This is a genomic window from Streptomyces sp. NPDC048002 (genome assembly GCF_040653275.1).
Lineage (GTDB): Bacteria > Actinomycetota > Actinomycetes > Streptomycetales > Streptomycetaceae > Streptomyces.
In genome coordinates, this window is the sequence record NZ_JBEZNL010000011.1 from 132,490 (window position 1) to 146,590 (window position 14,101).

Below are 14,101 nucleotides of genomic sequence, written 5' to 3' on the forward strand. Positions count from 1 at the left end.
GTTGCGCTCACTGGGGATCGAGGGTGCCTGGGTGCTGGAGCCCAAGGTGTTCCCGGACGACCGGGGCAGCTTCCACGAGTGGTACCGCGGCGAGGAGTTCCGCGAGGCCACCGGCCACGACCTCACGCTCGCGCAGGCCAACTGCTCCGTCTCCCGGCGGGGCGTGGTGCGCGGGGTGCACTTCTCCGACGTGCCGCCCGGTCAGGCGAAGTACGTCACCTGTGTGCGCGGCGCCGTCCTGGACGTGGTGGTGGACCTGCGCACCGGTTCCCCCTCGTTCGGGCAGTGGGAGGCGGTCCGGCTCGACGAGGACACCCGGCACGCGGTGTTCCTCTCGGAGGGCCTCGGCCACGCCTTCATGGCGCTGAGCGACGACGCCACCGTGGTCTACCTGTGCTCCACGGGCTACGCGCCCGATCGGGAGCACGGCGTGCACCCGCTCGACGCGGACCTGGACCTGCCCTGGCCGGCGGGGATCGAGCCGGTGCTGTCGCCGAAGGACGCCGAGGCGCCCTCCCTGTCCGAGGCGCTGCGCGCCGGGCTCCTGCCGTCCTACGAGGACTGCGCCGCCCGGCTCCGGGAGCTGCGGGCCCGCTGAGCGGGGCACGCCGGACGGTCCCGGCGGGCCCGCCCGGCGGGACGCTCAGTTGACGGTGAGCTCCTCCAGGGCCCGGCGCAGCGGGTCCCAGCCGCGGGAGCGGCGCAGACCCAGGTTGCGGGCGCGGGCCAGGGGGCGCCAGAAGCTCGCCCGGAGCAGTTCGTCGGGGCGCACGGCGCCCGTCCGCTCCAGGATCGACTCCGGCACCTTCTGCGGGTCGGGCACGTCGTACTCGGCGAGGATCTCGTCGTAGCGGTCGCTGAGCACGGTGCTGGCGGGGTCGGCGCCGAACACGACGAGCTGGCCGGTGGGCTGGGTGTCCACGAGGAGCGTGACCAGGTCGGAGCGGAACCGGGTGAGGATCTCGACGAGCTTGTAGACGTCGCCGGTCCAGGCGCCGGTGTGCCGGTCGCGGGCCGCCTCGTCGACGTTGCGCGGGAGCATGTCGTCGAAGACGATCACGCTGGCCCAGTCGGAGTGCCGCTCGACGTTGATGAAGTCCCGCAGGGCGTACTCGAACAGGTGCATGCCGTCGATGAAGGACAGGTCCAGGGTGGTGCGCCGCCAGTGCCCGACCGGGCTGCGGCCGCGGCGCAGGTTGCGGACCGGGTGGCGGCCGCCCTTGAGGTGGGCGAGGGGGTTGTCCCGGGCGAAGAAGTCGTCGCTGGTGGCCTTCACCAGGTGGACGTCGCAGCGGATCTCCGTGACGACCTTGAAGGCGGGGTCGACGGCGATGCTGGGCACCCGGGACAGCCGCAGGCTGCGGCCGTCGTTGACCCCGATCTCCAGGTAGTTGCGGTTGGCGGTGGCCTTGTGCAGTTCCCGCAGGAACTCATGGCGTTTCACGAAGGGGACTCCTTGCGGATGCGGGGAAGTGCCTCGTGCAGGGCGGAGCGCCAGTCCCGCGGCGGCGGCCGGCCGATGGACTGCCAGCGGCCGTGCGCGAGGACGCTGTACTCGGGGCGGGGCGCGGGCCGGGCGTGGGCCGCGCTGTCGGTGGGGCGCACCCGGTCGGGGTCCGCGCCGAGCAGCAGGAACACCTCACGGGCCAGGTCGTACCAGGTGGTCTCGCCCGAACTGGTCGCGTGGAGGACGCCGTTGACGCCGGTTCCGACGCGGGGGCCGAGGTCGGCGACGAGGGTGGCGACGTCGGCGCTCCAGGTCGGCTGTCCGCGCTGGTCGGCGACGACGTCGACGGTGGGCCGCTCCGCCTCCAGGCCGATCATGGTGCGTACGAAGTTCCGGCCGTGGACGCCGTACAGCCAGGCGGTGCGCAGGACGACCGAGGCGTCGGGGAGTTCCTCGCGCACGGCGACTTCCCCGGCGAGCTTGGTGCGGCCGTAGGCGGTGCGCGGGGCCGGCGGGTGGTCCTCCGGGTACGGCGTGGTGCGGGACCGGCCGGAGAAGACGTAGTCGGTGGAGAGGTGCACGAGCCGCGCGCCGTGGGTCGCGCAGGCGCGGGCCAGCAGGCGCGGGCCGTCCCCGTTGACGCGCAGGGCCGTGGCCTCGTCCCGCTCGGCGTCGTCGACGGCCGTGTACGCGGCGCAGTTGACGACGATCTCCGGCCGGTGCTCGGCGAACGCCTCCTGCACGGAGCCCGGTTCGGTGATGTCCAGGCGGTCGTGGCCCGCCGGGGTCACCTCTTCGCCTCGTGCGCGGAGTTCGGCGAGGACGTCGTGGCCGAGCATGCCGCCCGCGCCGGTGACCAGCCACCTCATCCGCGCTCCTCCCCGACCCGCCGCTTCAGCGGCTCCCACCAGGCGCGGTGTTCGCGGTACCAGTCGACGGTGGCGGCCAGCCCGGTGCGGAAGTCGTGGCGGGGGGTGTAGCCGAGTTCGGTGCGGGCCTTGCTCCAGTCGACGGAGTAGCGCAGGTCGTGGCCCTTGCGGTCGGGGACCCGGGTCACCCGGTCCGGGCCGGCCCCGCAGGCGTCGAGCAGCAGGCCGGTGAGTTCCCTGTTGCTGAGTTCGGTGCCGCCGCCGATGTTGTAGATCTCGCCGGGCCTGCCCTGGGTGCGCACGAGTTCGACGCCCTGGACGTGGTCGTCGACGTGGAGCCAGTCGCGGACGTTCAGGCCCTCCCCGTAGAGCGGGACCTGTTCGCCGTCGAGGAGGTTGGTGACGAAGAGCGGGATGACCTTCTCGGGGAACTGGCGGGGCCCGTAGTTGTTGGAGCAGCGGGTGACCCGGACGTCCAGGCCGTGCGTGTGGTGGTAGGCGAGGGCGAGCAGGTCGGAGGAGGCCTTGGAGGCGGAGTACGGGGAGCTGGGCAGCAGCAGGTCCCGTTCCGTGGAGGAGCCGGTGGCGACCGAGCCGTACACCTCGTCGGTGGAGATGTGCACGAAGGTCGAGACGCCGCCGCGCAGGGCGCCCTCCAGCAGGGTCTGGGTGCCGACGACGTTGGTCAGGACGAAGTCGGAGGCGCCGGAGATCGACCGGTCCACGTGCGACTCGGCGGCGAAGTGCACCACTTGGTCGGCCTGGCCGGTGAGTTTGCCGACGAGTTCGGCGTCCCGGATGTCGCCCTGGACGAACTCCAGCCGGGGGTGGTCGAGGGGGAGGTTGTCGAGGCTGCCCGCGTAGGTCAGCTTGTCCAGCACGGTGATCAGCGGCGCGTCGGGCGCGTCGGAGGCCAGCAGGGTGCGGACGTAGTGGGACCCGATGAAGCCGGCGGCGCCGGTGACGAGGAGGTTCATGGATGGATCTGCACCTTGCTGTGGTCGCCGAGGACGAATCGGTGGGCGCTGGGGACGTGCTCGGCCGGTGTCACCTCGGCGTGCCGGCCGATCAGGGAGGACTCGATGCGCCCCACGCCGGCGATGGAGGAGTCCCGCAGCACGATGGAGAACTCCAGCTCGCTGTCGGTGATCCGGCAGTTCTCGGCGACGGAGGTGAACGGTCCGACGTAGGAGTTCTCGACGAAGGTCCCGGCGCCGATCACGGCGGGGCCGACGATGCGGGAGTTGACGATCCGGGCGCCCTCCTCGACGACCACCCGGCCGACGGTCTCGGACGCCTCGTCGACCTCGCCGTCGATGCGCCGGTCGAGGCCCTCCAGGACCGTCCGGTTGACCTCCAGCATGTCGTCGACGTTGCCGGTGTCCTTCCAGTAGCCCTCGATGACGGTGCACCGGACGTCGGCGCGGGCGTCGATGAGGTGCTGGATGGCGTGCGTGATCTCCAGCTCGCCGCGCCAGGACGGTTCGATGGAGCGGACCGCCCGGTGGATGGCGGGGGTGAAGAGGTAGACGCCGACCAGGGCGAGGTCGCTCCTGGGGTGCTCGGGCTTCTCCTCCAGGCCCACCACCTGTCCGGCGTCGTCGAGTTCGGCGACGCCGAAGGCGCGCGGGTCGGGCACGTGGGTGAGGAGGATCTGGGCGTCGGGGCGATGACGGCGGAACTCCTCGACGAGGTCCCGGATGCCGCCGACGATGAAGTTGTCGCCGAGGTACATCACGAAGTCGTCGTCGCCCAGGTAGTCCCGCGCGATCTGGACCGCGTGGGCCAGGCCCAGCGGTCGTTCCTGGGGGATGTAGGTGATCTGGAGGCCGAACTTGGAGCCGTCGCCCACCGCTTCCTGGATCTCCGCGGCGGTGTCGCCGACGACGAGGCCGACCTCGGTGATGCCCGCCTGGGCGATGGATTCTAGCCCGTAGAAAAGCACAGCCTTGTTGGCAACCGGGACCAGCTGTTTGGCCGATGTGTGAGTGATCGGCCGCAGCCGCGTGCCGGCTCCGCCGGACAGCACGAGAGCCTTCATCTGGTTCACCATAGCGTCGTTTTCACGTCACTGAATGGTCAGATGTCGGGCGCGCGGCGCCGATGCCGCCGAACGGGGTGGGGGCGTCGGCGGCTCAGTGGTTCAGCGGGATCTCGCTCCACACCTGTTTGCCGCCGCTGACCGGGAGCGTTCCCCAGGCCGCCGACATGGACTCGACCAGCAGGATGCCGCGGCCGCCGGTGGCCTCCCAGCTGATGCTGGTCGGCTTGGCGGGGCTGCGGGGCGAGGTGTCCGCGACGGCGACCCGCAGTCTGCCGTTGACGAGGGTGAGGTAGAGCCGCACCGGGCCCTCGGTGTGCACCAGGGCGTTGGTGACGAGTTCGGAGACCACCAGCAGGACGGCGTCCGTGTCGCCGGTCAGGCCCCAGGAGCGCATCGTCCGCCGGGTGAAGCGGCGAGCGTGGCCGACCGCCTCCGGCACCCGCCACACCGTCCAGCTCTCCCGGCGCGGGCGTACCTCCATGCCGTCGTAGCGCAGCAGGAGCAGGGCGACGTCGTCGCTGCGGCGGGCGCTGCCGAGCAGGGCGTCGGCGACCAGGCCGAGGTGGGCGGGGTCGGCGTCGGCGAGGTCGCGGGCCAGGCGGTTCATGCCGACGTCGATGTCCTCCTCCACGGACTCCACCAGGCCGTCGGTGGTCAGGGCGAGCAGGGTGCCCGGCCGGAGCCGCAACGGGCTCATCGGGAACTCGGCCTGGGTCAGGATGCCGAGCGGGGGGCCTCCCTCCACCTCGGGGATGTCCGTTGCGCCGTTCGGGTGACGCAGGACCGGTGGCAGGTGTCCGGCGCGGACGCACCAGGCGGTGCCCTCCTCCAGGTCGACGTCGACGTAGACGCAGGTGGCGAAGAGGTCCGTCTCCAGTTCCATCAGCAGTCGGTTGGCGTGGCTGACCACCACGTCGGGCGGGTGCCCCTCGGCGGCGTAGGCGCGCAGCGCGGTGCGCATCTGGCCCATCACGGTCGCGGCGGCCGCGCTGTGGCCCTGGACGTCGCCGATGACGAGGGCCACGTGGTTGTCGGGCAGCGGGATGACGTCGTACCAGTCGCCGCCCAGTTCCAGTCCGGCCGTGCTCGGCAGGTAGCGGGCGACGGCGACCGCACCGGGCAGCCGGGGCAGTCGGCGGGGCAGCAGCTGGCGCTGGAGCATGCCGACCAGTTCGTGCTCGGCGTCGAAGGCGTGGGCGCGCATCAGGGCCTGCCCGGCCAGGCCGGCGGAGGCGGTGAGCAGGGCGCGTTCGTCGGGTCCGAAGTGGTGCGGGGTGTCCCAGCCGATGAGGCAGGCGCCCGCCATCCGGCCGCCCGCGGGCAGCGGCAGGACCGCGAGGCCGCCGGGGCCGACCTCGGCGAGGGCCGGCTCCAGCGAGGCGTCGGCGGGCCAGATCTGGGCGCGGCCCTCGCGCAGGGCGGCGGCCAGGGTGGGCATGGCCCGCACCGGCGCGTCGGGCCATTCGGTGCGCCATTCGGAGCGCCACAGTTCGGGCCAGGACTCGGGGGTGGGCGGGTCGAGGACGGTGACGACGAGCCGTTCGTTCTCCAGCTCGGCGAGGGCGATCCGGTCGGCGCGCAGGGGTTTGCGCAGCGCGGCGACGACGGCCTGGCTGACGTCCCGGACGGTGCCGGCGGTGGCGAGGTCGGCGGCCAGCCGCTGGACGCGGGAGACGTCGGTGACGTCGGAGCGCAGGGTGGAGGCGTCGGCGACGGTCCCGGCGAGCCGGGTCTGGTGCCCCTCGCCGCCGGGCAGCAGCCGGCCGCGCAGTCTGAGCCACTTGGGCGGGCCGGTCGGCTGGAGCACCCGGAACTCCAGCTCGCGTTCCCCGAGGGACATGTGGTCGGCCTCGACGACCGACATCAGGGAGGGCAGGTCCTCCGGCACCGTCAGCCCCAGCAGGGTCTCCACCTTGCCGTCGAACTCGCTCGGCGTGAGGCCGAACAGCGTCAGGATGCCGTCGCCGACGTCGACCCGGCCGGTGTCCATGGCGAGGTTGAAGGCGTCGGCCGGCAGTTCGCCGCCCTCGGCGCGCGAGGCGGGGGCGGGGTAGGCGAGGGTGCGGGCGATCAGCTCCAGGACGGCTCGGTCCCCGGCGTCGAAGCCGTCCGGGGCCTCGCTCACGGCGACCAGGCAGCCGGCCCCGTCCTCGGCCCGCGCGGGCAGCACCGCCAGATGGAAGTCGCCCGCCGTGGCCCGCCGGGACTGCGCCAGGTCGGTCAGCTCCTTCGGCCCGAGCCAGCCGGGGCGCCCGGTACGGGCGGTGTCGGCGATCACGGAGCCGCCGGTGGCGGCGTAGCTGTCCCGCAGCCCGTAGGGGCCGCGGGGGGCGCCCGCCCACTCCACCAGGCACAGCAGCTCGCCGTCCTCGGTGAGGGTGTACACGGCGGCCAGGGCCGCACGCGCGAAGACGAGCGCCTGTTCGAGGATGCGGCGGATCCGGTCGGGCGCCGCCGGGTCGGCGGCGACCGCGTTCAGCGCGTCCTCGGCGCGCCGCCTGCCTGGTCTGCGTCCCGCAGCGCCCTCACCACCCACGTTCGCCATTACAGCGCTTATGGGACATCCGCGCAGCCCTTGCGACCGTTCCTGCGGTCGAGTGCCGGTGGAGACCTGGAGCCCGCCCCCTGATTCGAAACCGTCCGAACAAGTCTTGACGCATGCGTTCTGCACGGCGATCTGGTGACAGGCGTGTCTGTCCGTGACCATCGGCCCGCTGACAGGCTCGTCACCGGTCCACGAAGGGGGTCGCATGGACAACCGCTACGAGGTGTACGCCCTCGCCGACAGGCACTTCTACGAGACGCCGGACCGGCTGTCGCAGGCCGGGGGCGCGACGCCGGTATTCGAGGCGGCGCGGCGGGCGGTGCCCGAGGGGTGGGCCACGGCGCGGATCGGCGACTGGCTGAACCTGACCCCGCTGGGGGCGGACGGCGCACCGGTGCCCGGTCCGGCCCAGGGCTGGAAGGTCCACGCCTCGGCCACCCGGGCGAACGCGGAGGAGATCGCCGCGATCGTGTGGGACTACTGCGTGCCCCGGCGCATCCCGTTCAAGTTCGTGCCGGGTCCGCATCTGCTGCACCTGCGCAACACGAAGTACGCGGCCCGCGACAGCAGCGGCAAGTTCGTCACCCTCTACCCGGCCGACGAGGAGCAGCTGCACACCGTCCTCGATGAGCTGGGCGACCTCCTCAAGGGGTTCGATGGCCCGTACATCCTCACCGATCTGCGCTGGCAGGACGGTCCCCTCTACGTCCGCTACGGCGCCTTCGCGCGCACCTTCGTCGTCGACGAGCGGGGCACGCTGGTGCCGGCCGTGCGGGACGGCGAGGGGCGCCTGGTGCCGGACCGGCGGGAGCCCTCGTTCCGGGTACCGGAGTGGGTGACGCTGCCGGAGTTCCTCCAGGCGCAGCTGGCGGCGCGGAACACCACGACGGTGGGCGAACTGCCGTACCGGATCGAGAAGGCGCTGCACTTCTCCAACGGCGGCGGGGTGTACGCGGGCACCGACTCCCGCGACGGGCGCCGGGTCGTGCTGAAGGAGGGCCGGCCGCACGCGGGGCTGGCCGCCGACGGGGCGGACGCGATCGCCCGGCTGGAGCGGGAGAGGGGGGCGCTGGAGCGGCTGGCGGGGACCGGTGTGGCGCCCGAGGTGCGGGACTGGTTCCTGCTGGGCGACCACCGCTTCCTGGTGATGGACTTCGTGGCGGGCCGACCGCTCAACTCCCTGCTCGCCGAACGGCACCCCCTGCTCACCCCCGACCCCGACGCGGCGGCGGTGGCCGACTACACGGCGTGGGCGCTGCGGATCCACGCGCGGGTGGAGCGGGCGGTGCGCACCGTGCACGAGCGCGGCATCGCCTTCCACGACCTGCACGTCTTCAACATCATGGTCGCGCCCGACGAGGAGACGGTCTCCCTGCTCGACTTCGAGGCCGCCGCGCCCGCCGAGGAGCGGGGCCGCCAGGTGGTCGCCCACCCCGGCTTCTTCGCGCCGCCCGACCGCAGGGGCACCGACGTCGACCTGTACGCGCTGGCCTGTCTGCGGCTGGCGCTGTTCCTGCCGGTCACCACCCTGTTCGTGGTGGACCGCGGCAAGGCGGCCCACCTCGCCGAGGTGATCGCCGGTCAGTTCCCGGACGTGCCGCGGGAGTTCCTCGACGAGGCGGTGGCGGAGATCACCCGGGACGACGCGCGGCCGACGGCCTCGTACGTCGCGCCCTCCTTCGTGGAGCCGGGCGACTGGCCGCACAGCCGCGGCTCCATGATCAGGGCGATCCTCGCCTCGGCCACCCCGGAGCGCCGGGACCGGCTGTTCCCCGGTGACATCGCGCAGTTCTCCGACGGCGGCGGACTCGGCCTCGCGCACGGCGCCGCGGGTGTGCTGTACGCCCTGGACGCCGTCGGCGCCGAGCGCTACGAGGAGGGCGAACGGTGGCTCCTGGACCGCACCGCCCCGGTACCGGCCGGCACTCCGCTCGGGCTCTACGACGGCCTCGCGGGCGTGGCCCACGTCCTGGACCGGCTCGGGCACCGGCAACGCGCCCTCGACCTGGTCGGGGCGATCCTCGCCGAGCGGTGGCAGAAGCTCTCCTCCGACCTGCGCGGCGGACTGGCCGGACTCGGTCTCGTCCTCGGCGATCTGGCGGACCGCACCGGTGAGCCGGAGCTGCGGGACCGGGCCGCCGAGGCCGCCGACATCGTCGTACGGCGGCTCGCCGAACCGGAGCCCGAGGCGCCCCGGCGGCGCCGGGCCGGGCTGCTGCGCGGAGCGAGCGGTCCCGCGCTGTTCCTGCTCCGGCAGTTCCAGCGGACCGGGGACCCGGCGCTGCTGGCCGCCGCCCGTGCGGCGCTGCGCCGGGACCTGGAGTGCTGCGCGGTCCACGCGAACGGCGCCGTGGAGGTCGACGAGGGCTGGCGCACCCTGCCCTACCTCGGCGACGGCAGCGCGGGCATCGGGACGGTGCTGGACGACCTGCTCGCTCTGGATCCCGACGCGGCGGCCGAGTTCGGGCCGGCCCGGACCGGCATCCTGACCGCCGCCACCTGTCGCTTCTACGTCCAGCCCGGCCTCTTCCAAGGCCGCGCCGGACTGATCCTGCACCTCGCCCGCACCGAGGATCCCCGGCTGGCCGGGCAGATCGCCGGGCTCGGCTGGCTCGCCATGTCCTACCAGGGGCACCTGGCCTTCCCCGGGCACCAGATGATGCGGCTCTCCATGGACCTCGCCACCGGAACGGCGGGATGTCTGCTCGCGCTGGCCGGCGCCCACGGCGCCCGGCCCGGAGCACACCTGCCGTTCCTGCCGCCGCTCGGGCGGCCCCCAGAGCACGGTTCCGCGACCTGACGGAACCGTGGCGCCACCCCGTCCCCACACCCGTGGACGACGCCGACGAAAGGAAGACGACATGGCCCTTCTCGACCTGCAGGCGCTGGAGACCGAAGAGCAGTTCACCGGCGCCCAGAGCACCCTGAGCCTGCTCTCCTGCGTGAGCGCGGCCAGCATCACGCTCTGTCTCTGACCGGCACCGTTGATCCACGGCTCCGGGTCGCCCGCCCTGGCGGGAGGGCGGCCCGGAGTCCCGCGCACCGAGGGGCGTTATGGCAGAGGACAGGAACGCGCTGCCCGGGCGTCTCGGTCCGGCCCCCTTCCGCTGGGCCGCCCTGTGCCTGCTGGGCACGGCCGCGACCGGCGCCGCTCTGCTGCTGCCCGCGGCGCTGGGCCGCGCCCTGGACCTGCTGCTCGCCGGTGCCCCGGCGACCCGCTGGGTGCTGTACTGCGCCGCGCTCGTCCTGCTCGTCGTCCTGCTCGACGCCTGCGAGACCGTGCTCACCGGCACCGTCGACGCCCGCACCACGGCCTGGCTGCGCCAGCGGCTCACCGGACATGTGCTGGCCGTCGGCCCCCGGGCCGCCGCCCGCTTCGGCCCCGGTGACCTGGTGGCCCGTCTCGTCGGCAACGCCGCCCAGGCGGGCACCGCCCCCGCCGCCCGCGCGGCCCTGATCGCCTCCCTCGCCGGTCCGGCCGGCGGAACCCTCGCCCTGGCCCTGATCGACCCGTGGCTCGCGGCGGTGCTGCTGGCCGGGGCGCCCGTCCTCGCCCTGCTGCTGCGCGCCCTGAGCCGCGACACCACCGCGTGCGTGACGCACTACCAGCGGGTGCAGGGCCGGATCGCGGCCGCCCTCGCGGAGGCCGTCGGGGGCAGCCGCACCATCACCGCGGCCGGCCTGGCCCGGCAGGAGACCGAGCGGATTTTGGCGCCGCTGCCCGAACTGTCCGCGGCCGGACGGCGGATGTGGTTGGTGCAGGGGCGGGCGGCCGCGCAGGCCGTCGCCGTCGCCCCGCTGCTCCAGCTCGCCGTGCTGGCCGTGGCCGGTGTGCTGCTCGCCCGGCACCGGCTGACGGTCGGCGAGATGCTCGCCGCCTCCCGGTACGCGATGCTCGCCACCGGCGTCGGGATGCTGGTGGCCCAGCTGTCGGGTCTCGCCCGCGCGCGTGCGGCGGCCGGGCGGCTCGGCGAGGTGCTGGCCGAACCCGCCACCGCCCACGGCCGGACCCCGCTGCCGGCCGGAGCGGGCCGGCTGGAGCTGCGCGGCGTGACGGTGCGCAGGGACGACCGGACCGTGCTCGACGGGATCGACCTCGTCGTCCCGGCCGGGACCGCCCTCGCCCTGGTGGGCCGGTCCGGCTCCGGCAAGTCCCTGCTCGCGGCGGTCGCGGGCCGGCTGGCCGATCCGGACGCCGGGGAGGTGCTGCTGGACGGCGTGCCCCTGCGCGAGCTGAGCCACGACGCGCTGCGCCGGTCCGTCGGCTACGCGTTCGAACGCCCCGCCCTGCTCGGCGGGACCGTCGGCGACACCCTCGCCCTCGGCCTCGCCGCCCCCTCCCCCGCCCGGGTCCGCGAGGCGGCGGTACGGGCCCACGCGGACGACTTCGTGCGCCGGCTGCCCCAGGGCTACGCCACCGCGCTCGCGGACACCCCGACCTCGGGCGGCGAGGCGCAGCGGCTGGGACTGGCCCGGGCGTTCGCCCACGGCGGCCGGCTGCTGATCCTGGACGACGCCCTCTCCAGCCTCGACACCGTGACCGAGGCACGGATCACGGGCGCGCTGCTGGGGAAGGGCGACGGTGGGACCCGGCTGCTGGTCGCCCGTCGCGCGGTCACCGCGTCCCGCGCGGACACCGTCGCCTGGCTGGACGGCGGGCGGATCCGGGCGGTGGGACCGCACACGCGGCTGTGGCGCGATCCGGCCTACCGGGCGGTCTTCGCCGAGGCCGGGGAGCCGTCGTGACGAAGGTGCGTCTGGCGCGGTCCGGGGCCGCCTTCCTGCGGGCCCGGTGGCGGGTGCTCCTGCGGCTGGGGTGCTGGTCGGTGCTGGAGACGGCACAGACCTTCCTGACCGGGTACGCGCCCGCGCGGGCCCTGGACGAGGGCTTCCTGGCCGAGCGGCCCGGCGTGGGCCTGATCTGGCTCGCGGTCGCCGGTCTCGGGGTGCTCGCCGGGGCCTTCGGTACCGGCCGGGTGTACGCGGCGGTGGCCGAACTGGTGGAGCCGCTGCGGGACGGGCTGGTACGGCGCGTGGTGGCGCGCGGGGTGCGGGAGGCGGACGGCGGGGCTCTGTCCGGGCTGACGCAGCAGGTGGAGATCGCCCGCGACACCTTCGCCGGGCTGGTCCTGGTGTCGCGCTCCTTCGTGTTCACCACCGTCGGCGCGCTCGTCGGGCTGTTCTCGCTCGACCCGCTCCTGCTGCTGGTGGTGGGGCCGTGTCTGCTCGCCGGGGTGGGGCTGTTCACGGCGGGCCTGCGTCCCCTGGCCCGCCGGCAGGAGGCGTTCCTGGAGACCGACGAGGCGCTGGCGGACCACCTGGGCTCGGTCTGTCCCGGGCTGCGCGACATCACCGCCGCCGGGGCGGAACGGCAGACCGCCGACGCGACGGACGAACGGATCGCCGCCGGACTGCGGACGTCCCTCTCCCTGGCCCGCTGGAGCGTGCTGCGGGTGGCCGCGCTCGCCCTCGGCGGTCAGCTGCCGATCGTGCTGCTGCTCGCCGCGGCGCCCTGGCTGCTCGACCGGGGCGTCACCGCGGGCGCCCTGGTCGGCGCGCTCGCCTATGTCACCCAGTCCCTGCTGCCCGCCCTGAGCAACCTGGTGCACGGCCTGGGCACGAGCGGATCGCGGCTGGCCGTGGTGGTGCGGCGGCTGGTGCGCGAGGCCGCCCCCGGCCCCGACGCGCCGCCCGCGGCCCCCGCTCCCCGGGCCGGTGCTCCCGCGCTCGGCCTGTCGGGGCTCACCTTCGCCTACGGTCCGCACAGCGCCCCGGTCGTCGAGGACCTCGACCTCACTCTGGTTCCGGGCGCGCATCTGGCGGTCGTGGGCCCGAGCGGCATCGGGAAGTCCACGCTCACCGCGCTGGTCGCCGGGCTGCTGGAGCCCCGGCGCGGGACGGTCCTGGTGCACGGGCACCCGGCGGCCGGGCCGTGCGGCGCGGCCCTGCGGGTGCTCATCCCCCAGGAGGCGTACGTCTTCGGCGCGACCGTCGCCGAGAACCTCTCCCTGCTGCGGCCCGGACCTGTGCCCGAGGCGGAGCTGCTGGCCTCGGCGGCGGCCGTCGGGGCGGCACCGCTGCTGGACCGGCTCGGCGGTCTCACCGCCCGCGTGGACCCGGCGGCCCTCTCCGCCGGCGAACGGCAACTGCTCGCCCTGGCCCGCGCCCATCTCTCGCCCGCCCCCCTCGTCGTGCTCGACGAGGCGACCTGCCATCTGGACGCGGCGGCCGAGGAGCGGGCCGAGCTGGCCTTCGCGGCCCGGCCCGGCTCCACCCTGGTGGTGGTGGCCCACCGCCTCAGCTCGGCCGCCAGGGCGGACCTGGTCCTCGTCCTCGACGGGCGGGACACCGCCCTCGGCACCCATGCCGAGCTGCTGCGCGGCTCCGCTCCGTACCGCGCCCTGGCCGGGGAGTGGGCGCCCCTGCCCGCCCCGCGCTCAGAGCCAGCCCTCGCCCTGGGAGATCCGGATCGCGTCGATCCGGTTGCGGGCGCCGGTCTTGCGGGTGATGGCCGCCATGTAGTTGCGCACCGTCCCGTGGGACAGGTGCAGGCTCCCGGCGATCTCGGCGACGGAGGCGCCCTCGGCGGCGAGTGACAGCACGCTCAGCTCGCGCCGGGTCAGCGGCATCTCGGCGGCCCTGAGGAAGCCGAAGCCCAGGGAGTCGTTGACGAAGCGCTGCCCCTGGGCGACGCGGCGGATGCCCCGCAGCAGGTCCTCCGGCGAGCCCTCCCGGTCCACGAAGCCGAGGGCGCCGACCTCCACCGCCCGTTTCAGCAGGCCGGGCCGGTTCGTGCCGGCCAGCACCAGCAGCCCCGGCGGGGCCTGGCCCGTGCCCCGGGCGCACAGCTCACCGAGCGGCGGGATGCCGTAGGTGTCCGAGCACTCCAGGTCGGCGGCGCAGACGTCCGGCCGCAGGGACCGCACCCGCGCGGGCGCGCCGCGCCAGGCGCTGTCGAACACCGTCAGGTCGGGTTCGCGGCACAGCCAGTCCGCCAGGACCGCCCGCACCAGACAGGCGTCGTACACCAGAAGCACCCGGATCACTGCCGCCCCTTCTGCCCGCCCGCCGGTCGCCGGTGCTGAGCACGGTTTCCATTGTTGGTGCCCGCGCCCGTCCCCGGGCACGGCGAACCGGCCAACGGGATGCGCGAGGGGCGCACGGCCCGCGCCGGACGCCCCACGCGCGCATCCACT

Annotated in this window: 10 protein-coding genes and 1 pseudogene; 5 read left to right on the forward strand and 6 right to left on the reverse strand. The window is 74.5% G+C overall.

The features are described 5' to 3' along the window. Position 1 precedes the first annotated feature (1 nt). Complete coding sequence (gene rfbC / locus AB0E07_RS16980) at positions 2 to 598, forward strand: dTDP-4-dehydrorhamnose 3,5-epimerase (RefSeq protein ID WP_362251746.1); 597 nt, start codon at positions 2 to 4, stop codon at positions 596 to 598. 45 nt (positions 599 to 643) lie between these two features. Here the strand turns inward: rfbC and AB0E07_RS16985 are convergent, their stop codons facing one another. The 5 genes from AB0E07_RS16985 to AB0E07_RS17005 all read right to left on the reverse strand — a co-directional run bounded on the left by AB0E07_RS16985 (position 644) and on the right by AB0E07_RS17005 (position 6,905). Continuing rightward, positions 644 to 1,444 (reverse strand): class I SAM-dependent methyltransferase, encoded by an 801-nt coding sequence (locus tag AB0E07_RS16985; RefSeq protein ID WP_362251748.1) that lies wholly within the window; start codon positions 1,442 to 1,444, stop codon positions 644 to 646. Further along, on the reverse strand, positions 1,441 to 2,316 hold the full coding sequence (gene rfbD, locus AB0E07_RS16990) for a dTDP-4-dehydrorhamnose reductase (protein WP_362251751.1): 876 nt from the start codon (positions 2,314 to 2,316) through the stop codon (positions 1,441 to 1,443). The genes AB0E07_RS16985 and rfbD overlap by 4 nt, the downstream gene beginning before the upstream one ends. Then, positions 2,313 to 3,293, reverse strand: a complete 981-nt coding sequence (rfbB, locus tag AB0E07_RS16995) for a dTDP-glucose 4,6-dehydratase (RefSeq protein WP_362251754.1) — start codon at positions 3,291 to 3,293, stop codon at positions 2,313 to 2,315. The genes rfbD and rfbB overlap by 4 nt, the downstream gene beginning before the upstream one ends. Beyond that, positions 3,290 to 4,357: a glucose-1-phosphate thymidylyltransferase gene (locus AB0E07_RS17000; RefSeq protein WP_362251757.1), complete on the reverse strand. Its 1,068-nt coding sequence runs from the start codon at positions 4,355 to 4,357 to the stop codon at positions 3,290 to 3,292. The genes rfbB and AB0E07_RS17000 overlap by 4 nt, the downstream gene beginning before the upstream one ends. 94 nt (positions 4,358 to 4,451) lie before the next feature. Continuing rightward, positions 4,452 to 6,905, reverse strand: a complete 2,454-nt coding sequence (locus tag AB0E07_RS17005; RefSeq protein ID WP_362251760.1) for a SpoIIE family protein phosphatase — start codon at positions 6,903 to 6,905, stop codon at positions 4,452 to 4,454. A gap of 205 nt (positions 6,906 to 7,110) precedes the next feature. On the opposite strand from AB0E07_RS17005, the gene lanKC reads away from it, so the two are divergent. From lanKC to AB0E07_RS17025, 4 genes and pseudogenes are all read left to right on the forward strand, one after another. Continuing rightward, positions 7,111 to 9,705 carry a class III lanthionine synthetase LanKC gene (gene lanKC / locus AB0E07_RS17010; RefSeq protein ID WP_362251763.1) on the forward strand — a complete coding sequence of 865 codons (2,595 nt, stop codon included), beginning with the start codon at positions 7,111 to 7,113 and terminating at the stop codon, positions 9,703 to 9,705. A gap of 61 nt (positions 9,706 to 9,766) precedes the next feature. Further along, the gene (locus tag AB0E07_RS17015; protein WP_362251766.1) at positions 9,767 to 9,880 is read left to right on the forward strand and encodes a SapB/AmfS family lanthipeptide; all 114 of its coding nucleotides are present in this window, start codon (positions 9,767 to 9,769) and stop codon (positions 9,878 to 9,880) included. A 79-nt stretch (positions 9,881 to 9,959) separates the two neighbouring features. Then, on the forward strand, positions 9,960 to 11,651 hold the full coding sequence (locus AB0E07_RS17020) for an ABC transporter ATP-binding protein (RefSeq protein WP_362251768.1): 1,692 nt from the start codon (positions 9,960 to 9,962) through the stop codon (positions 11,649 to 11,651). Between the two features lie 911 nt (positions 11,652 to 12,562). Continuing rightward, positions 12,563 to 13,102 (forward strand): annotated as a pseudogene (locus AB0E07_RS17025) (ATP-binding cassette domain-containing protein); the annotation flags it as partial. Positions 13,103 to 13,342: 240 nt separating this feature from the next. Here AB0E07_RS17025 and AB0E07_RS17030 read toward each other — a convergent pair. Continuing rightward, positions 13,343 to 13,951: a response regulator transcription factor gene (locus AB0E07_RS17030; RefSeq protein ID WP_362251771.1), complete on the reverse strand. Its 609-nt coding sequence runs from the start codon at positions 13,949 to 13,951 to the stop codon at positions 13,343 to 13,345. Positions 13,952 to 14,101: the final 150 nt, after the last annotated feature.